This window comes from Lentzea xerophila (assembly GCF_051094245.1).
Lineage (GTDB): Bacteria > Actinomycetota > Actinomycetes > Mycobacteriales > Pseudonocardiaceae > Lentzea > Lentzea xerophila.
Genome location: NZ_CP194934.1, coordinates 7,716,184 through 7,732,983 on the forward strand (window position 1 = coordinate 7,716,184; position 16,800 = coordinate 7,732,983).

At 68.8% G+C, this 16,800-nt stretch carries 23 protein-coding genes; 10 read left to right on the top strand and 13 right to left on the bottom strand.

Annotation, left to right across the window (positions count from 1 at the left end):
• The first annotated feature begins 219 nt into the window (after window positions 1-219).
• Genes ACRSBM_RS36905 through ACRSBM_RS36915 form a run of 3 tightly spaced genes read left to right on the top strand, consistent with a single transcriptional unit; the run spans window position 220 to window position 3,376 of the window.
• Entirely contained in the window at window positions 220-1,527 is a 1,308-nt protein-coding gene (locus ACRSBM_RS36905; protein WP_434450981.1) for an ABC transporter substrate-binding protein, read from the top strand.
• Entirely contained in the window at window positions 1,524-2,480 is a 957-nt protein-coding gene (locus tag ACRSBM_RS36910) for a carbohydrate ABC transporter permease (protein WP_434450983.1), read from the top strand. Before ACRSBM_RS36905 ends, ACRSBM_RS36910 begins: the two co-directional genes overlap by 4 nt.
• Window positions 2,477-3,376 (top strand): carbohydrate ABC transporter permease, encoded by a 900-nt coding sequence (locus tag ACRSBM_RS36915; protein WP_434450984.1) that lies wholly within the window; start codon window positions 2,477-2,479, stop codon window positions 3,374-3,376. The genes ACRSBM_RS36910 and ACRSBM_RS36915 overlap by 4 nt, the downstream gene beginning before the upstream one ends.
• A gap of 62 nt (window positions 3,377-3,438) precedes the next feature.
• On the opposite strand, the gene lepB is transcribed toward ACRSBM_RS36915, so the two are convergent.
• The 8 genes from lepB to ACRSBM_RS36955 form a co-directional block, all read right to left on the bottom strand.
• Complete coding sequence (lepB, locus tag ACRSBM_RS36920) at window positions 3,439-4,236, bottom strand: signal peptidase I (protein ID WP_434450986.1); 798 nt, start codon at window positions 4,234-4,236, stop codon at window positions 3,439-3,441.
• Window positions 4,237-4,246: 10 nt separating this feature from the next.
• Window positions 4,247-5,632, bottom strand: a complete 1,386-nt coding sequence (locus tag ACRSBM_RS36925; RefSeq protein ID WP_434450988.1) for a sensor histidine kinase — start codon at window positions 5,630-5,632, stop codon at window positions 4,247-4,249.
• The gene (locus tag ACRSBM_RS36930; protein WP_434450990.1) at window positions 5,629-6,324 is read right to left on the bottom strand and encodes a response regulator transcription factor; all 696 of its coding nucleotides are present in this window, start codon (window positions 6,322-6,324) and stop codon (window positions 5,629-5,631) included. Before ACRSBM_RS36930 ends, ACRSBM_RS36925 begins: the two co-directional genes overlap by 4 nt.
• Window positions 6,325-6,393: 69 nt before the next feature.
• Complete coding sequence (locus ACRSBM_RS36935) at window positions 6,394-7,005, bottom strand: trimeric intracellular cation channel family protein (protein ID WP_434450992.1); 612 nt, start codon at window positions 7,003-7,005, stop codon at window positions 6,394-6,396.
• A 19-nt stretch (window positions 7,006-7,024) separates the two neighbouring features.
• Entirely contained in the window at window positions 7,025-8,008 is a 984-nt protein-coding gene (locus ACRSBM_RS36940) for a nucleotidyltransferase domain-containing protein (RefSeq protein WP_434450994.1), read from the bottom strand.
• 76 nt (window positions 8,009-8,084) lie between these two features.
• Complete coding sequence (locus tag ACRSBM_RS36945; RefSeq protein WP_434450996.1) at window positions 8,085-9,248, bottom strand: GNAT family N-acetyltransferase; 1,164 nt, start codon at window positions 9,246-9,248, stop codon at window positions 8,085-8,087.
• A 4-nt stretch (window positions 9,249-9,252) separates the two neighbouring features.
• On the bottom strand, window positions 9,253-10,068 hold the full coding sequence (locus ACRSBM_RS36950) for a 3-hydroxyacyl-CoA dehydrogenase family protein (RefSeq protein ID WP_434450998.1): 816 nt from the start codon (window positions 10,066-10,068) through the stop codon (window positions 9,253-9,255).
• Window positions 10,065-10,382 carry an EthD family reductase gene (locus ACRSBM_RS36955; protein ID WP_434451001.1) on the bottom strand — a complete coding sequence of 106 codons (318 nt, stop codon included), beginning with the start codon at window positions 10,380-10,382 and terminating at the stop codon, window positions 10,065-10,067. The genes ACRSBM_RS36950 and ACRSBM_RS36955 overlap by 4 nt, the downstream gene beginning before the upstream one ends.
• Before the next feature lie 74 nt (window positions 10,383-10,456).
• Between ACRSBM_RS36955 and ACRSBM_RS36960 the strand changes: the two genes are divergently transcribed.
• Window positions 10,457-11,104 (top strand): histidine phosphatase family protein, encoded by a 648-nt coding sequence (locus tag ACRSBM_RS36960; protein ID WP_434451004.1) that lies wholly within the window; start codon window positions 10,457-10,459, stop codon window positions 11,102-11,104.
• Here the strand turns inward: ACRSBM_RS36960 and rpmF are convergent.
• The 3 genes from rpmF to ACRSBM_RS36975 are packed head-to-tail and all read right to left on the bottom strand — an operon-like array spanning window position 11,101 to window position 12,394.
• Entirely contained in the window at window positions 11,101-11,262 is a 162-nt protein-coding gene (rpmF, locus tag ACRSBM_RS36965) for a 50S ribosomal protein L32 (RefSeq protein ID WP_434451006.1), read from the bottom strand. The genes ACRSBM_RS36960 and rpmF overlap by 4 nt on opposite strands.
• Complete coding sequence (locus ACRSBM_RS36970; protein ID WP_086666239.1) at window positions 11,262-11,513, bottom strand: type B 50S ribosomal protein L31; 252 nt, start codon at window positions 11,511-11,513, stop codon at window positions 11,262-11,264. Before ACRSBM_RS36970 ends, rpmF begins: the two co-directional genes overlap by 1 nt.
• Window positions 11,510-12,394, bottom strand: coding sequence for a GTP-binding protein (locus ACRSBM_RS36975; RefSeq protein WP_434451010.1), 885 nt, complete (start codon window positions 12,392-12,394; stop codon window positions 11,510-11,512). The genes ACRSBM_RS36970 and ACRSBM_RS36975 overlap by 4 nt, the downstream gene beginning before the upstream one ends.
• Window positions 12,395-12,408: 14 nt before the next feature.
• Between ACRSBM_RS36975 and rpmB the strand changes: the two genes are divergently transcribed.
• The 4 genes from rpmB to rpsR are packed head-to-tail and all read left to right on the top strand — an operon-like array spanning window position 12,409 to window position 13,382.
• Window positions 12,409-12,687, top strand: a complete 279-nt coding sequence (rpmB, locus tag ACRSBM_RS36980) for a 50S ribosomal protein L28 (protein ID WP_434451013.1) — start codon at window positions 12,409-12,411, stop codon at window positions 12,685-12,687.
• Window positions 12,687-12,854: a 50S ribosomal protein L33 gene (gene rpmG, locus ACRSBM_RS36985; protein ID WP_030481361.1), complete on the top strand. Its 168-nt coding sequence runs from the start codon at window positions 12,687-12,689 to the stop codon at window positions 12,852-12,854. Before rpmB ends, rpmG begins: the two co-directional genes overlap by 1 nt.
• Window positions 12,855-12,858: 4 nt before the next feature.
• Window positions 12,859-13,152: a 30S ribosomal protein S14 gene (gene rpsN / locus ACRSBM_RS36990; RefSeq protein WP_434451017.1), complete on the top strand. Its 294-nt coding sequence runs from the start codon at window positions 12,859-12,861 to the stop codon at window positions 13,150-13,152.
• Complete coding sequence (gene rpsR, locus ACRSBM_RS36995) at window positions 13,152-13,382, top strand: 30S ribosomal protein S18 (protein ID WP_319969725.1); 231 nt, start codon at window positions 13,152-13,154, stop codon at window positions 13,380-13,382. Before rpsN ends, rpsR begins: the two co-directional genes overlap by 1 nt.
• Here rpsR and ACRSBM_RS37000 read toward each other — a convergent pair.
• The gene (locus ACRSBM_RS37000) at window positions 13,330-13,686 is read right to left on the bottom strand and encodes a hypothetical protein (RefSeq protein ID WP_434451020.1); all 357 of its coding nucleotides are present in this window, start codon (window positions 13,684-13,686) and stop codon (window positions 13,330-13,332) included. The genes rpsR and ACRSBM_RS37000 overlap by 53 nt on opposite strands.
• An 84-nt stretch (window positions 13,687-13,770) precedes the next feature.
• Between ACRSBM_RS37000 and bluB the strand changes: the two genes are divergently transcribed.
• Window positions 13,771-14,403 carry a 5,6-dimethylbenzimidazole synthase gene (bluB, locus tag ACRSBM_RS37005; protein ID WP_434451023.1) on the top strand — a complete coding sequence of 211 codons (633 nt, stop codon included), beginning with the start codon at window positions 13,771-13,773 and terminating at the stop codon, window positions 14,401-14,403.
• An 86-nt stretch (window positions 14,404-14,489) separates the two neighbouring features.
• Window positions 14,490-15,947, top strand: coding sequence for a diguanylate cyclase (locus tag ACRSBM_RS37010; RefSeq protein WP_434451026.1), 1,458 nt, complete (start codon window positions 14,490-14,492; stop codon window positions 15,945-15,947).
• 21 nt (window positions 15,948-15,968) lie between these two features.
• Here the strand turns inward: ACRSBM_RS37010 and ACRSBM_RS37015 are convergent, their stop codons facing one another.
• Window positions 15,969-16,616 carry a response regulator gene (locus ACRSBM_RS37015; protein ID WP_434451029.1) on the bottom strand — a complete coding sequence of 216 codons (648 nt, stop codon included), beginning with the start codon at window positions 16,614-16,616 and terminating at the stop codon, window positions 15,969-15,971.
• Window positions 16,617-16,800 lie beyond the last annotated feature (184 nt).

The window sequence follows — 16,800 nt, forward strand, 5'->3', positions numbered from 1 at the left end:
CAACCCCCAACGTCAACACAAGCAAACACAGCCCCGCGTTCGGGTCTGTTTGGCGGTTGACCGGAAAAAGTACCGGGATCGGGGCCGGAACACACCGTGCACTGGCTTAACAGCTGCGTAACAGGGCTTGACAGGCTGTGTGCCTCAGACCACATTGTGCGCAACTTTGTTTGAGTCCTGTTCGGTTCGCACGAGCGAGTGTCACCCGTAGGAGCGATGATGGTTCTGCACACGCCTGGTTCCACTCCGTTACCGCACTTCGGTCGGCGCGCGATGCTGCGGATCATGCTGGCCGGTGCGGGCGTCGCCGCGACCGGTGGTCTCACGGCGTGCGGCGGCGGCTCCGGCTCGGGTGGCGACTCCAAGGTCGTCACGTTCGGCAACAACCTGTCCGACCAGGTCCCGAAGGACGCCATCACGGCCGCGATCAAGGCCTTCGAGGGCCAGTCCGGCGGCCTGACCGTCACGATCAACACCAAGCAGCACGAGCAGTACCAGGAGCAGATCAACAACTACCTGCAGGGCAAGCCGGACGACGTGCTCGCGTGGTTCGCCGGCTACCGCATGCGGTTCTTCGCCGACCAGGGCCTCACCGGCGACCTCTCCGACCTGTGGGGCAAGATCGGCGGCAACTACTCCGACGCCCTCAAGCAGGCGTCGACGGGCTCGGACGGCAAGCAGTACTTCGTGCCGTTCACGCAGTACCCGTGGGGCATGTTCTACCGCAAGAGCCTCTGGCAGGAACGCGGCTACGCGGTGCCGAAGAACCTCGACGAGTTCGTCGCGCTCGCCACGAAGATGAAGTCCGACGGCCTGATCCCGATCGCCTTCGCGCAGAAGCAGGGCTGGCCGGGCATGGGCACGTTCGACCAGCTCAACTTCCGCATCAACGGCTACCAGTTCCACGTGGACCTGCTGGCGGGCAAGGAAGACTGGCAGGACAAGCGGGTCAAGGACGTCTTCGACACCTGGAAGCGGCTGCTGCCGTTCCACCAGGAGAACGCGCTCGGCCGCGAGTGGCAGGAAGCCGCGCAGTCGTTGCAGCAGAAGAAGTCCGGCATGTACCTGCTCGGCGCGTTCGTGGGTCAGCAGTTCCCCGACGCCGAGAAGGAGGACCTCGACTTCTTCCCGTTCCCGGAGATCAACCCGGCGCACGGCACCGACACGGTCGAGGCGCCGATCGACGGCTACATGATGGCGAAGAAGCCGTCCAACTCGGACGGTGGCCTGAAGCTGCTGGAGTACCTGTCCTCGGCCGAGCCGCAGCTCGCCTACCTGAAGGCCGACCCGACCGCGGTCGCGACCAACCAGAAGGCGGACACCTCCGGCTACAACTCGCTGCAGAAGAAGGCGTCCGAGGTCATCAAGAACGCCAAGCACATCACGCAGTTCCTCGACCGCGACACCGACCCCGGCTTCGCGAGCGAGGCGGCGACCAACGGCCTCATCGAGTTCATCAAGGATCCCGGCAACATCGACTCCGTGCTCAAGGGCATGGCCGACCAGGCGAAGAACATCTTCAAGTGACCGCGGTGCAGGAGAAGCCGAAGGCGGTGGCCCCCGACGGGCCGCCGCCTCGTCGGCGTGGAAAGCGTGCCACGGCGCTGGCGGGCACGGACAAACTGGTGCTGGGGCTCATGCTCGGCGTCCCCACGATCGTGCACCTGCTGTTCGTGTGGATCCCGACGCTGGGCTCGGTCGCGCTGTCGTTCAGCGAGTGGAACGGCATCGGCGGCTTCGAGGACATCGACTGGATCGGTGTCGGCAACTACGTCGAGATCTTCACCGAGTACCCGCGGTTCTGGCCGGCGGTGCAGCACAACCTGATCTGGCTGCTGTTCCTGCTGGTCGTGCCGACGTCGGCGGGCCTGCTGCTGGCGGTGCTGCTGGACCGCGAGCTCCGGTTCAGCCGGATCTACCAGAGCGCGCTGTACATGCCGATGGTGCTGTCGCTCGCGCTGGTCGGCTTCATCTGGCAGCTGATCTACACGCCGGACGGCGGCCTGCTGAACTCGTTGCTGGGGTTGACCGACGATCCCGTCGACTGGATCGGCGACTCGGACATCAACCTCTACGCGGTGCTCGTCGCGGCCGCGTGGCGCCACACCGGCTACATCATGCTGCTGTACCTGGCGGGCCTGAAGTCCGTGGACCCCGCGTTGAAGGAAGCGGCGGCACTGGACGGCGCCTCGGCCTCCCAGACGTTCTTCCGCGTGACGTTCCCCGTGATGAAGCCGGTGAACATCGTCGTGCTGGTGGTGACGGTGATCGAGGCGCTGCGCGCGTTCGACATCGTGTACGTCATCAACAAGGGGCGCAACGGACTGGAGCTGCTGTCGGTGCTCGTGACCGACAACATCATCGGTGAGGCTTCCCGGATCGGCCGCGGTTCCGCGGTCGCCGTGGTGCTGCTGACGATCTCGCTCGGCTTCATCATCACGTACCTGTACCAGGTGTTCAGCAAGGAGAACCGGACGTGACGGCCACCTTGGAACGCCCCACGGTCCCCGTGACGAAGAAGACGGTGCGGCCGGCCCGCGTCGCGCTGCACGTGTTCCTGATCCTGACGTGCCTGATGACGCTGGCACCCCTGCTGTGGGCGGTCTACGCGTCACTGAGGACGTACGAGGACACGTCGGTCAACGGCTACTTCTCCATCGCGAAGTCGCTGACGTTCGACAACTTCGCGAAGGCGTGGGAGATCGGCGACCTGCCGCACTTCTACTGGAACACCTTCCTGATCACCGTTCCCGCACTGATCATCACGCTGCTGCTGAGCTCGATGGTGGCGTTCGGGGTGTCCCGCTTCAGCTTCAAGTTCAACATCGCGCTGCTGATGCTGTTCACCGCGGGCAACCTGTTGCCGCAGCAGGTGATCGTGACGCCGCTGTGGCGGCTGTACCGGCTGATCGAGCTGCCGGTGTGGCTGTCGGAGAGCGAGTCGCTGATCGACTCGGCGCTCGGCGTGATCCTGATCCACATCGCGTTCCAGATGGGCTTCTGCACGTTCGTGCTGTCGAACTACATGAAGACCATCCCGTTCGAGCTCACCGAGGCCGCGCGGGTGGACGGCGCCTCGGTGTTCCGGCAGTACTGGCAGCTGACCCTGCCGTTGTGCCGGCCGGTGCTGGCCGCGCTGGCGACGCTGGAGTTCACCTGGATCTACAACGACTTCCTGTGGGCGTTGGTGCTGATCCAGGACGGCGACAAGATGCCGGTGACGTCGGCGTTGCAGAACCTCAAGGGCACGTTCTTCACCGACAACAACCTGATCGCGGCGGGGTCGCTGCTGGTGGCGCTGCCGACGTTGGTCGTGTTCTTCGTACTCCAACGCCAGTTCGTGGGCGGGCTGACCCTGGGGTCGACGAAGGGCTAGGCCCGAACGAGAAGGGGGCGAGGACCACGTGGTCCTCGCCCCTTTTTCGCAGCTCAGAAAACCTAGTTCCCGCCGGTCTGCGGGTTGTGGTCCGAGATCGTGCCCCACCGGCCGACCGGGATGACGATCACGCGGGCCTTGCCGATGACGTTCTCGACCGGGACCGCGCCGTCGGCAGGCGTGGGGTCGCCGTGCTTGCGCGAGTCGGACGAGTTGTTCCGGTTGTCACCCATCACCCACAGCTTGCCCGCGGGCACGGTGATCTTCTCGAACGAGTCCTGCTGGCGCGGGCCGCCGCCGAAGTTCAGGTACGGCTCGTCCAGCGGCTTGCCGTCGACGAGGACGCGGCCCTCGTCGTCGCAGCACTCGACGGTCTGGCCGCCGACGGCGATGACGCGCTTGATGAAGTCCGTGCCGCTGGGCTCGGACAGGTTCACCATCGAGCCGAGGTCCTGCAGCGTGCCGACCACGAAGTTCGGGGGTTCCTTGCCGCCGGTCCAGTTCGGCGGGCCGCGGAAGACGACGACGTCGCCCGGCCTGGGGTCGCTGAACAGGTACGTGATCTTCTCGACCAGCACCTTGTCGTTCACGCAGCCCGTGCAGCCGTGCAGGGTCGTCTCCATCGAGGCCGACGGGATGACGAACACGCGTGCGACGAACGTCTGGATGACCACGGTCAGCAGCAGCGCCACGCTGAAGATGACCAGCAGCTCTTTCCAGAACGGCTGCTTCTTCTTCGCCTTCTTCTTGGAGAACCTCGGCGCGGGGGCGTCCTCGTAGGCGGAGTGCGCAGGGCCGTCCCCGGCGGGAGGCGTCGTCTCCCAGGTCGACGAAGAATCGTCGTTCACGCGATGACTCACAGGCCCCACCTTACGGACGTCCGGGTAGGCGCAACGTGAACAGGGCCCCGCCCTCGGGGGCTCTGCCCGCCGTGGCCGTGCCGCCGTGACGCTGTGCCACCTGCTTGACGATGGCGAGCCCGAGACCGGAGCCCGGCAGGGTCCGCGCCTCGGACGAACGGTAGAACCGCTCGAAAACGTGAGGTAGATCGGCATCCGCGATGCCGGGACCCGCGTCCGCGACCTCCACCACGGCGCTGCCGTCGCCGATCTGGCGGAGGTGCAGCCGCACCGCCGAACCCGAAGGGCTGAACTTCACGGCGTTGTCGAGGAGGTTCAGCACCGCGCGTTCCAGAGCACTGGAATCACCCAGAAGTGTCCACGGTTGCAGCTGCACGTCGAACGTGACGTTCGAGGCGCGGCGGCGCGCGCGGTCCATCGACCGTTCGATCACCTCGACGAGGTCGACGGGCTCGTGGATCACCTGCGGGGCGTCCTCGCGGGCCAGTTCGACCAGGTCACCGATCAGCGTGGTCAGCTCGTCGAGCTGCGCGCGCACGTCCGACTGGATCTCCCGCTTGTCCTCGTCGGACAACGTGGGGGCGTCCGGGCGTTCCGACGCGAGCAGCAGCTCCAGGTTCGTGCGCATGGACGTCAACGGCGTGCGCAGCTCGTGGCCCGCGTCGGCGACCAGCCGGCGTTGCCGTTCCTGCGACTCGGCGACCGCGCCCAGCATCGCGTTGAAGCTGTGCGTCAGCCGCGCGAGCTCGTCGTCGCCCGACACCGGGATCGGCGTCAGGTCGCCCGTGTTCGCGACGCGTTCGGTGGCCTCTCGCAGCCGTTGCACCGGCCGCAGGCCCGTGCGGGCGACGGCCGTGCCCGCGATGGCCGCCAGCAGCACACCGGCACCGCCGATGAGCAGCAGGACCACGCTGAGCTTGGCGAGCGTCGTCCGTTGCGGCGACATCGACTGGGCGATGATGATCGCCTGGTCCGGCTGGTACTTGACGGCGATGACCCGCGACTCGGTCTTGTGGTCGGTCCAGATGTACTCGTCGCGCTCACCCTGGGCGACGTCCCACGCCTCCTCGATCGTCGGCGGCCGCTGGGCGCCCTGCGGGTAGAGCAGCTGCCCGCTGTCGGCGAGCAGCACGCCCATCTTCACGTCGCCGGCCGCGAGGAACGCCGCCGGGTACTTGTCGACGAGGTCCGGCGTGTTGATCTTCTCGCCGGTCGCGACCGCCACGGCACGCGTGCGCAGGCTCTCGTCCAGCGCGTCGTACACGCTCTTGCGCACGACCATGTACGCGCCGAACGACACCAGCGCCACGGCCCCGGCGACGCAGAACGCCGCGAGCCAGGTGACCCGAGCCCGCAGCGACGCCTTCTGCAGCCGTCCCTGGGGTTCGAAGATCACGGAGGGGTCTCCCGCAGGACGTAGCCCACCCCACGCACCGTGTGGATCAGCCGCGGCTCGCCCTCCGCCTCCGTCTTGCGGCGCAGATACCCCACGTAGACCTCCAGGGCGTTGCCCGAGGTCGGGAAGTCGTATCCCCACACGTCCTCCAGGATGCGGCTGCGGGTGAGCACCTGGCGCGGGTGCGCCAGCAGGAGCTCGAGCAGCGCGAACTCGGTGCGGGTGAGGCTGATGGGACGCTCACCGCGGCGGACGTCCCGGGTGGACGGGTCCAGCTCCAGGTCGGCGAACTTGAGGACGGCGGCGGAGTGCTGGGCCGCGTCGTCGTCGTGGGCGGCGCGCCGCAGCAGGGCGCGCAACCGGGCCAGCAGCTCCTCCAGCGCGAACGGCTTGGGCAGGTAGTCGTCGGCACCGGCGTCCAGACCGGACACCCGGTCGCTCACGGCGTCACGCGCGGTCAGCACGAGGATCGGCAGGTCGTCGCCGGTGCTGCGCAGCCTGCGGCACACCTCGAGACCGTCGAGGCGCGGCATCATCACGTCGAGCACCATCGCGTCCGGCCTGGCGGCGGTCACCGACTCCAGGGCCTGCATGCCGTCTCCGGCGGTCTCGACCTGGTAGCCGTTGAACTGGAGCGAGCGGCGGAGTGACTCCCTGACCGCCCGGTCGTCGTCGACAACGAGGATGCGCATGGGGGCAGTCTTGCCGAGGGATCTGAGAGGCGCCTGAGAAGGGCCCTAACTGCGGATGTGAGTTCGGCGTTAACCTTCGAGGCCCCGCGCGACGGGCGCGTTCCACTTCCGCCAGAGCGCGATCAGCCTGATGGTGATGATAATTGACGCACCAGTCAGCGCGACCAGGCCTTTCGGCAACCCGGCCCATTCACCGACCGCGACGACGACCGCACCGCACAGGGCGGCGACGGCGTAGATCTCTCTCCTCAGGACCAACGGAATCTCCCGCAGCAGGAGATCACGCAGTGCGCCACCGCCGATGCCCGTCGTCATTCCGATGAGGCATGCCGCGTACGGGGGCGCACCGAGAGTGAGCGCGACGGTGGTGCCGGACGTGACGAACAGGCCGAGCCCCACGGCGTCCAGCAGCAGCACGGTCCGGCGGAGCTTGGCGACCTGCGGGTGGAACCAGAAGACGATCAGGCCCGTGCCACCGGCGACCAGCAGGTACGGCCAGGTCCGCAAGGTCGTCGGCGGGTGCACGCCCAGCAGCACGTCGCGGATGATGCCGCCGCCCAGCGCGGTGGTGAGCGCCAGGATGGTCACGCCGAACACGTCGAGGCGCGCGCGGACCGCGGCCACCGCGCCGGAGGCGGCGAAGACGGCGATCCCGATCAGCTCCAGGACGATGAGCAGCACGAACAGAGAGGGTAGTTGCTCAGCGAGGTGGCGCTGCCCGGCGGTAACCGGCCTCCATCCGGCCTCCCGCGGACTCCAGGACGGCCTCCACGACGGCGACGAACCGCTCGGCGCCCTCGCCGCGCACCAGCGCCCGGTAGGAGTCCACGAGCTCGTCCTCCTTGGCGTCACGCAACCGGCGCAGCAACCACTTGCCGTGCCCGAGCCACCGGTTCTGCACGACCAGCGCCAGCTCGCCGGCGCAGGTCAGCAGCCTCGCCGCGACGAACAGCCGTTCGTCCTCGTCGCGTGCGCCGAGGAGGTCTTCCAACAGGTCGGTCGTGCCGTAGCGGCGGTCCTCCAGCTCGGTGACGGTCGCGAGTGGAGGACCCGCGTCGAGCAGGGCACGCGCCTCGGCACGCATGCGTTGACCCGTGCCGTCGGCGTCGAGCATGAGGAACCCCTCCGCGCACATGTGCAGCAACGGAGGTCGCCGGCCTTCCGTGTCGCGCGCCACGAAGTCCTGGAACGACTCGATCGTGTGGCAGAACAGCTCGACCGGCCAGCCGCGATGCCGCAGCGTCTCGCGGAACGCGCCGGGCAGGTCGTCGACGATCACGACCATGTCCAGGTCGGAGTTCGCGGTGTAGGTCCCGGAGGCCACGCTGCCGCCCAGGAACGCGGCCCGCGCGAGCGGGTAGCGGACGTCGAGGACGTCCCGCGCGACCTGCACCGGGTCCTTGTCCCAGTCGAGCGGGAAGCCGGTGACGTAGTAGTCCTGGCCGGGGTCGAGCGGGCCGAGCACCTCCTCGACGCGCGGGCGGATCTCCGGGACCACCTCGTTCAGGTCGACGAGCCACGGGTTGTCCTCGGCGTCGAAGAGCGGCCGGATCGCCAGGAACTCCTCACGCGAGATCTCCCGCGCGCTGACCGGCGGCCCGCTGAGACTCTTCGCATAGCCCTTCAGACGCCAACCCATGTTGTCGCCGTAGGCATGCCTGACCTCGTCCTGGTCCCCCGACATCCGTTCATTCTTACTTGACGAACCCCGCCAGACGAATCAGCCGCGGCGAAAGCGCCGTGGCGCCGGCGCGGTTTCGTCAGAAGAAGTCCGCCAGCCGCGGGCTGCCGGACGTGCCGGTGAGCTGGTCCAGCGCCGCCGCGTCGGCCGGGTCGCCCTCCAGCAAACCCGCGCGCCGCAACGCATGCGTGTTCTGCGCACCGGAGAACCACGGCCCCAGCGCTCGCGCGTGCAACCGCACCGCGCCGGTGCCGCCGGGTTCGACGCGCACCGAGCCGTCCTCCACGACGATGCGCTGCAGACCCGCGTGCCACGGCGCGTGCTCGTCGATGATCTCCAGGTCCACGGCGGCGTTCGCGAGGCGCGGCCAGCCCCTGGCGGCGACGGCGGCGGGCAGGTCCACGACGCGCTGCATCCACGTCGAGGTCCACACCGAGTAGCGCAACGACGTGCCGCCGAGGAAGTTCACCGTCGCCGGGTCGGTGATCCGCAGGTCGATCGCCTCCAGCGTGCCCGCCCACGACGCCAGTGCGGCGAGAAGGTTCAGCTGGGCCTCGACGTCGACGCCGATGAGGTCGTGCACCTTGAGCCGGCCCATGTCGCCGCCGGGCTCGCGGCTCGCCGTCAGATAGCCGCGCAGGCCGTTCGGACCGGGCAGCACGCTCACCAGGTCCAGCTCCAGGACCTTCTCGACGTCGATGCGCGGCGGGCGGCGGTCCGCCATGCCGTCGATCGTCCTGGCCACTTCGAGGTAGCAGTCGTGCAGCGCGGTGAGATCGCTCCCATCCGCCGGGCGCGACGGGATCCGCTCGGTGGGGCGCGCAACCGAGAGCAACCGGTCCATCGGCAGCTCGACCCACTCCAGGACCCCGGCGCGTTCGAAGCCGCGGCCCCGGTACAGCGTCGGCACGGTCGCGTAGAGCGCCGAGATCGCCTGACCGTGCTCCCTCATGGCCGTCAGCGCGGCGTCGAGCAACGCGTTCGCCACACCTCGGCCGCGGTAGGCACCATCGACGGCGACGCCGCCGATGCCTCCCATGGGCACCGCCGCGCCGCCGTAGAACTGCGCGTACTCGCCGATGCCGAGCACACCGGCGACCCGGCCGTCGATCTCGGCGACCAGTCCGCGCGTGCCGGGCCTGACCAGCCGTTCCGGTCGCTCGCCCGAGTTGAACGCGAGCTTGCGGAGCCGGAACACGGCGTCGATGTCGTCGTCGGTGTACTCACGGATGCGCACGGACATCTATCTACCAGGAAAAGAAGCCCTGACCCGACTTCTTGCCCAGCTCACCCCGCGCGACCTTGTCCCGCAACAACCGCGGTGGCTCGAACCGCGGCCCCAGCTCGGCGGCGAGGTGCTCGGCGATCGCCAGCCGCACGTCGAGCCCGACCAGGTCGGTGAGCTCCAGCGGGCCCATCAGCCAGCGGTAGCCGAGCTTCATGCCGGTGTCGATGTCCGCGGCGGAGGCGACGCCTTCCTCCAGCATGCGAATCGCTTCCATGCCGACGGCGACGCCCAGCCGTGAGGTCGCGAACCCCGGCGAGTCGCGCACCTCGATGACGGTCTTGCCCATCTGTTCGGCCCAGGTCCGCGCCTTGGCCACGTTCGCGGGGTCGACGCCGTCGTGGTGCACCAGTTCGACGAGCTGCTGCACCGGAACCGGGTTGAAGAAGTGCATGCCCAGCACACGTTCGCCGGGCAGTCCGGTGGCGATGTCCGAGATCGACAACGACGACGTGTTGGAGGCGAGGACCGCGTTCGGGCACTGCGCCGCCGCGTCGCCCAGCACCTTCTGCTTGAGCGGCACGTTCTCCGGCACGGCCTCGACGACCAGCTCGGCGTCCGCGGGCAGATCGGCCGTGCTCAGGTGCGCGAACACCGCGTCGGCGTCGGCGAGCTTGCCCTTCTCCTGAGCCCTGTCGAGCGACCGCTTGACGGCGAGCCTGCCCTGCTCGGCCCGGTCGGCGTCGGCTTCCGCCAGGGTGACGTCGTGGCCGTGCGCGAGCAGCAGGTGCGCGATGCCCGCGCCCATCGTGCCGCCGCCGATGACGACGGCCTTCACGCCACGACCTCGGCGCTGAACATCGCGACCAGCTCCATCCCGCCGATCTCGGTCAGGTTGGCGCCGGACGAGGCCCATTCCGGCGTCTTGAAGGCGGCCTTCATCGCCTCTTCGGACTCGAAGTAGAGCTCCGCGACCAGGTGGAGCTCGGTGTCGCCGAGGAACCCGGCCAGGAACACCCGCTGGACCTTGGCGACCTCGGCGCGCACGAGTCCGGGCACCGAGCCGGCGATCGGCAGGTGCGTGCCGAAGTACTTCTCGTCGAAGCCCTCGGGGTCGGCGGGCTTCCGGTACAGAGCGACGTACTTGATCATGTGACGCCATCCTCCTCGACTCGCCCAGCACTGTAACGCCCGGAGCACCCACCGGCCTGAGGCACGATGGTGAGGTGCGGATCATCCTGCTGCGCCACGGACAGAGCCTCGGCAACGTCGACGAGCTCGCCTACTGCCGCATCCCCGACCACGCCCTCCCGCTCACCGAGACCGGCGAGGACCAGGCCCGTGCCGCCGGTCCGGTGATCAGGGACCTGATCGGCGACGGGCCGGTCGCGGCCTACGTCTCCCCGTACACGCGGACGCGGCGGACGTTCGAACTGCTCGGGATCCCCGCGGAGCGGATCGTCACCGAACCGCGGGTGCGCGAGCAGGACTGGGGCAACCTCCAGGACCCGGTGCAGCAGGAGGTGCTCAAGCACCAGCGGCACGCGTTCGGGCACTTCTTCTTCCGGCTGCCCAACGGCGAGTCCGGCGCGGACGTGGACGACCGGGTGGCGGCGTTCCTCGACGGGCTGGAAGGCCGGCTGCACAAGGACGCGGCGCATCCCAAGACGGTGCTGGTCGTGTCGCACGGTCTGACGATCAGGTTGCTGTGCCGCAGGTTGTTCGGGTGGAGCGTCGAGCTGTTCGAGTCACTGTCCAACGTGGACACGTGCGAGAACCGCGTGCTCGACCACGACGGCACGGGGTGGAGGCTGGACCGCCCCTTCGACCAGTGGCGCGACTCACCGGACGGGACGGTCCAGCACCCGGTCTAGAGCAGGCCCCGCTTGTAGGCCGCGACGAGACGGCGGGGAACGAGAAGCTCCTTGCCGTCCAACGTCCTGACGTGCACCAGGTCCGGCGCGGTGGCCTTCCACTGCGACCGGCGGTGCCGCGTGTTCGAACGTGAAGTCTTGCGCTTGGGAACGGCCATCAGCGCTCTCGCTTTCCGTAGCGGCGGTTGAACTTCTCGACCCGGCCCGCGGTGTCCACGAGCCGCTGCGTGCCCGTCCAGAACGGGTGCGAGTCGGCGGTGATGTCGACGACGAGCAGCGGGTAGCTGTTGCCGTCCTCCCACTCGATGGTCCGGCTCGACGTGGCCGTGGAGCGCGTCAGGAACGTCTTGCCCGTGGACGCGTCCTGGAAGACGACCGGGTGGTAGTCGGGATGGATTCCGGGCTTCATATCGCCAGCTTTCGGATCGAGTCCACGAAGGACAGTTCGTCGTCGGTGAGCAGTGCTTGGGCGAACGCCGCCGTGATGTCGTCCGGCTCGCCGAGGGTGATCGCCACGATCTGGGTGGTCCTGCCCTCGCGCGGCCCGCCCTCGCCGACGTGCATGCCGCCGCCCGCGGATTCGAGGTGCAGCGCGATCTCCGGCTCGTCCGCGACCCACAACCGGCCGCGCGACCGCACCACCGTGCCGTCGAGCAACGAGTCGAGCGCGTCGTTGAGGCGGGCCGGGTGGAACGGCCGGTCCGCCGTGAAAACCGCTGTCGAGACACCGCATTCGGGCGCGAGCGGAAGCAGTCGCGGCCTGGCGCTCCTGCGCACCACGACCGTGTCCGGCGTGCAGCGGTGCGCGCCGGGAGCCAGCCGGTCGAGCACGGCGAGCGTCCGTTCGTCCGCGTCCCCTTGCAGCACCAGCACATCGGCGGCCTCGGCCTGCGCGACGACGACCTGCGCCACCGTCCGCTGGTCGCTGACCATCGACGCCTCGCCGAGAGCGTCGCCGAGCCAGGTCGCCGCATCCAGCACGGTGATCACGCACTCCACCTCGACGCCGAGGTCGCGGCGCACCGCGTCCGGTTCCAGCAGCGGGTCCAGGTGCAGGACGACCGTGTGGCCCGCGAAGCCGCCGAGCAGTTCGCGCAGGTCCTCCCGGACGGTGCAGGACACGCAGCCGTGCAGCAGTTCGACGTCGGTCGCGATGCCGTCGACCCAGCGCCGCACGCACGTTTCCGCGGCCACGTGCCGTACGAGCACCGACCCGGGCCGGTCGCGCCACACCCGCACGGCGACGTCGTGGTCGACCAGCCCCGCCACCATAACGACAACGGTTTCCATGTGAGGTACCGTAGATGAAAACGAAAGTCGTTTCAATCTGCGTCCACTTCCTGGAGGTACCAGTGCGCTGCCAGCTGACGGGCCGTGAGCCCGGCTTCGGCAACCGCGTCTCCCACTCGCAACGCAAGACGCGCCGCCGGTGGAACCCGAACGTCCAGCGCAAGCGGTACTTCGTGCCGTCGCTGAACAGGTTCGTGACGCTGACGCTGTCCACCAAGGGCATCAAGACCGTCGACAAGATGGGCATCGAGGCCGCCGTGGCCCGGCTCCGCGCGCAGGGGGTGAAGGTCTGATGGCCAAGAGCACAGACGTGCGGCCGATCATCAAGATGAGGTCGACCGCCGGGACGGGCTACACCTACGTGACCCGCAAGAACCGCCGCAACGACCCGGACCGGATGGTGCTGCGCAAGTACGACCCGGTGGCGCGCAGGCACGTCGAGTTCAAAGAGGAGCGCTGAGGACGTGGCGAAGAAGTCGAAGATCGCCGCGGACAAGCGCCGGCGCGAGGTCGTGGCGCGGTACGCGGACCGGCGGGCCGAGCTCAAGGAGATGCTGCGGCACCCGGAGACGCGCGCGGAAGCGTTGCGGGGCCTGCAGAAGCTGCCGCGGGACGCGTCGCCGACCCGGTTGCGCAACCGCGACGTCGTGGACGGACGGCCGCGCGCCTACAACCGGGCGTTCGGCCTGTCCCGCATCCGGCTGCGGGAGATGGCTCACCGCGGTGAGCTGCCCGGCGTGTCGAAGGCGAGCTGGTGATGCGCGAGAAGAGGCCGCTCAAGCGCAGGGTGAACCTGCTCGCGAAGGAGGGCGTGACCGTCGTCGACTGGAAGGACGTCACGCTGCTGCGCAAGTTCATCTCGGACCGGGGCAAGATCCGGTCCCGCCGGGTGACCGGGCTGACGCCGCAACAGCAGCGTCAGGTCGCCACGGCCGTCAAGAACGCACGGGAGATGGCCTTGTTGCCGTACCCGTCACAAGGGCGATGACCCGGACCGCCGCGCTGGCCAGGAAGGCCAGCGCGGCGAGCTGCACCAGCAACGCGAGCACCCAGGTCGTGTGTTCGTCGACCGTCAGATCGCCACGAACACCCACCAAGAAGGTCGCGTAGAGGCCCCAGCACTGCAGCGCCGCGAGAGCCGCGCCGACGATCGTGGTCCGCAGCGAGACGACCACGACGACCGCCGCCAACAGGACCAACGCGAGCAGCGGCCAGGCCCCGGTGAACGTGGTCACGCCCACTCCAGCGCCGAATCCGAGCGCGGAGCCGTAACCGCCTTTCATTCTTCGCATCCGATCGGTGTATCGCCTCAGGTGAGATCAGCGCCACCTCTCCAGCGTGAAGTTGGTGCTTTCGAGTGAGGCACGATCGCACGAATGAGCCTGTACGAAGTAGTGCACCGGCGCAGGGACACCCGCGCCGAGTTCTCCGGCGCGGAAATCGCTCCTGACGTGCTGCGACGCGTGCTGACCGCCGCGCACGCGGCACCGAGCGTTGGCCTTTCCCAGCCGTGGGACTTCGTGCTCGTGCGCGATGAATCGATCCGGCGGGCGTTCCGCGACCACGTTCAGGCCGAACGCAGCGTTTTCGCGGCCCAGCTCGACGAGGAACGGGCGGAGACGTTCTCCCGCATCAAGGTCGAGGGCATCATGGAGTCGACCCTCGGCATCGTGGTCACCTACGACCCCGACAGGGGCTCACCGGCGGTGCTGGGCAGGCACGCCATCGCGGACGCGGGTTTGTACTCCGTGTGCCTGGCCATCCAGAACCTGTGGCTCGCGGCGACGGAGGAGGGACTCGGTGTTGGCTGGGTGAGCTTCTACCGAGAAGATGTGCTGCGCCGTCTCCTGGACATCCCCACGAGGGTCCGTCCGGTGGCATGGCTGTGCGTAGGACCGGTCCGATCCCTTCCTGACACGCCCGATCTTGAACGTCACGGTTGGCGCAACCGACTACCCCTCGATGACGTCCTGCACCACGATCGGTACAGAGCGCGACCGACCCGGTAGCCTGTGCGGGCCGCTCGGCGAGTCGGAACGGAGTCGATGATCGAGTGGAGCAGCGCGATCCGCTGGTAGCGGGCCAGATTCCGCGGTTGGACCAAGAGGTCCGCGCGTTGCTCAACGCTGGCCGCTTGCCGGAGGCGAACAGTCTTTTCGACGAGGTGGTCACCAAGGTGTCCCCCGGCGCCGACCGCTGGGTCCGGTCGGCCGTCCTCGTCAACCGCGCCGTGATGGCGTGGCGGCTCGGCCGCATTCCACTCGCCCTGGAACTCGCCGCCGAGGGGTGGACCGACCTCGACGCCGACCGTTCGGACAGCCCTGCCGTGGCCCACACGATGGGCTCGCTCGGGTATCTGATGGAGGGCATCGGCAACCGGCGCGCGGCGCTGGACATGCTGAGGCTGTCGGTGCAGGTGGCGCGGCGGGGCGGCAACACCGACGTGCTGGCGCACTGCCTGCAGCGGCTCGGCGGTTCGCTGAACTTCCGCGCCTGCTCGGGGTCTCCCGCGGCGGCGCCGGCGATCTTCGAGGAGGCCCTGGCGTACCTCGACGAGGGCCTGGGCATCGTCAAGGACGAGGTGCACCGGCGTGCGCTCCTCGGCGCGTGCGGGCGGTCGCTGGCCGGTGTCGGCCAGCTGGACAAGGCCGAGGAGATGGGCGGGGAGACCCTGCGGCTGTCCCTGGACGCCGGCGATCTCTGGGGCATCTCGGTCGGCAACTGGGTGCTCGCCGTGGTGAGCCGCGAGCAGGGTGATCTCGACACCGCGCGCACGCTCGCGTCCCGTGCGGTCGCGAACGCCGAACGCATCAACGACACGTCGCTGCTGCTGCGGTTCTCCACGGAGCTCGCGGACATCTGCCACGCGCTGGGCGACTCGGTGGGCGAGGCCGAGGCTTTGCGGCGGTCGGTGGCGGCGTCCCGCACGGCCACGGAGACGTTGCAGGAAGGCCTGGGGCAGGCGTTGGAACAGCGCCGGGTGGCCGTGCAGGCACAACGTCTCGCGGTGGCGGCGCAGGAAGCCGCGGCGCGCGATCCGTTGACGGGACTGGCGAACCGGCTCGGGCTGGAACGCGCCGCCGCGGCGTTGCTGGAGTCGACGGCCGCGCGCGGCCGGGTGCCGTGGCTGGTGCTGGTCGACGTCGACTGGTTCAAGAACGTCAACGACGACGCGGGGCACGCGACCGGCGATGCGGCGTTGCGCGAGATCGCGGCGTTGCTGCGGCGTGAGTGCCGGGCGGACGACCTGGTGGCGCGCTGGGCCGGTGACGAGTTCGTGGTGCTGCTCGGCGACACCGGGCCGAACATGGACGTCGGCCCGAGCGTGGCCGAGCGGATCCGCGCGGCCGTCGACGGCCACGACTGGACGATGGTGCTCGGCGCGGTCCGCCGCCCGACCGTCAGCATCGGCGTGGCGGCGGGACCGGCCAAACTGGACCAGCTGTTCGCGGCCGCGGACATGGCGCTGTACCGCGCCAAGAGGCACGGCCGCAACAGGGTCGAGGTCGAGCCCTCGGTGGACGAGGTGCCCGAGATCGTGTCCGGTAACTAGGTTTGGTCGATCAGGCCGCTTCTAGGCGATCAGGCCGCCACGGTAGGCCACCAGCGCGGCCTGCACGCGGTTGACCGCGCCGATCTTGCCGAGCACGGACGAGACGTAGCCCTTCACCGTCGCCTCCGACAGGTGCAGGGTGCCGCCGATCTCCGCGTTGGACATGCCCTGGCCGATCAGCACGAGCACCTCGCGCTCGCGTTCGGAGAGGCTCTGCAGCAACCTGCGGGCCGGCTCCGCCATCCGCTCGCCGTCGGCGACCGCCGCCAGGACTCTCGCCGCGACACCGGGGTCGAGAACCGCTCCCCCGCGCGCGAGGTCACGCACGGCCTTGACGAGCTGTTCCGGTTCGGTGTCCTTGAGAAGGAAGCCCGCCGCACCCAGCCGCAGTGCCTCCGAGACGTACTCATCGACGTCGAACGTGGTCAGGATGCAGACTCTCGGCGGATCCGGAAGGGTCCGCAGCCGCCGCAGGGCCACGAGTCCGTCCGAGGTGCGCATCCGGATGTCGAGCAGAACAACGTGCGGACGGTGCTGGCGTGCCAGGTCGGCTACCAGGTGCCCGTCATCGCATTCGGCAACGACTTCGATGTCCCCGACGCTGTTCAGGATCATGCGAAGGCCGGAACGGACGAGGTCCTCGTCGTCGGCCAGCAGAACCTTGATCACGACGCCTCCCGCATTGGCGTTCCGTGCTCCCTCATGTTCGCGATCTTCGCGTACGCACGCCGAAGGTCACGTTAATTCTCAGTTATCTCATCATGTGGTAACGGATTTTCGAGATCACCCGCAACGTTCACAGTTACCGGAATTGGCCGCCGACTTCGCTGCGTAGGCATGTCACCAGGTGCTA

Coding starts and splice junctions, on each gene's coding strand:
- ACRSBM_RS37000 (WP_434451020.1), bottom strand. CDS start 13,686: ATGCGAAGAATGAAAGGCGGTTACGGCTCCGCGCTCGGATTCGGCGCT.
- ACRSBM_RS36970 (WP_086666239.1), bottom strand. CDS start 11,513: ATGAAGCCCGGAATCCATCCCGACTACCACCCGGTCGTCTTCCAGGAC.
- ACRSBM_RS36945 (WP_434450996.1), bottom strand. CDS start 9,248: ATGTCCGTGCGCATCCGTGAGTACACCGACGACGACATCGACGCCGTG.
- rpmB (WP_434451013.1), top strand. CDS start 12,409: ATGAAAACGAAAGTCGTTTCAATCTGCGTCCACTTCCTGGAGGTACCA.
- rpmG (WP_030481361.1), top strand. CDS start 12,687: ATGGCCAAGAGCACAGACGTGCGGCCGATCATCAAGATGAGGTCGACC.
- ACRSBM_RS36975 (WP_434451010.1), bottom strand. CDS start 12,394: ATGGAAACCGTTGTCGTTATGGTGGCGGGGCTGGTCGACCACGACGTC.
- ACRSBM_RS36955 (WP_434451001.1), bottom strand. CDS start 10,382: ATGATCAAGTACGTCGCTCTGTACCGGAAGCCCGCCGACCCCGAGGGC.
- ACRSBM_RS36930 (WP_434450990.1), bottom strand. CDS start 6,324: ATGCGCATCCTCGTTGTCGACGACGACCGGGCGGTCAGGGAGTCACTC.
- bluB (WP_434451023.1), top strand. CDS start 13,771: ATGAGCCTGTACGAAGTAGTGCACCGGCGCAGGGACACCCGCGCCGAG.
- rpmF (WP_434451006.1), bottom strand. CDS start 11,262: ATGGCCGTTCCCAAGCGCAAGACTTCACGTTCGAACACGCGGCACCGC.
- ACRSBM_RS36940 (WP_434450994.1), bottom strand. CDS start 8,008: ATGTCGGGGGACCAGGACGAGGTCAGGCATGCCTACGGCGACAACATG.
- rpsR (WP_319969725.1), top strand. CDS start 13,152: ATGCGCGAGAAGAGGCCGCTCAAGCGCAGGGTGAACCTGCTCGCGAAG.
- ACRSBM_RS36905 (WP_434450981.1), top strand. CDS start 220: ATGGTTCTGCACACGCCTGGTTCCACTCCGTTACCGCACTTCGGTCGG.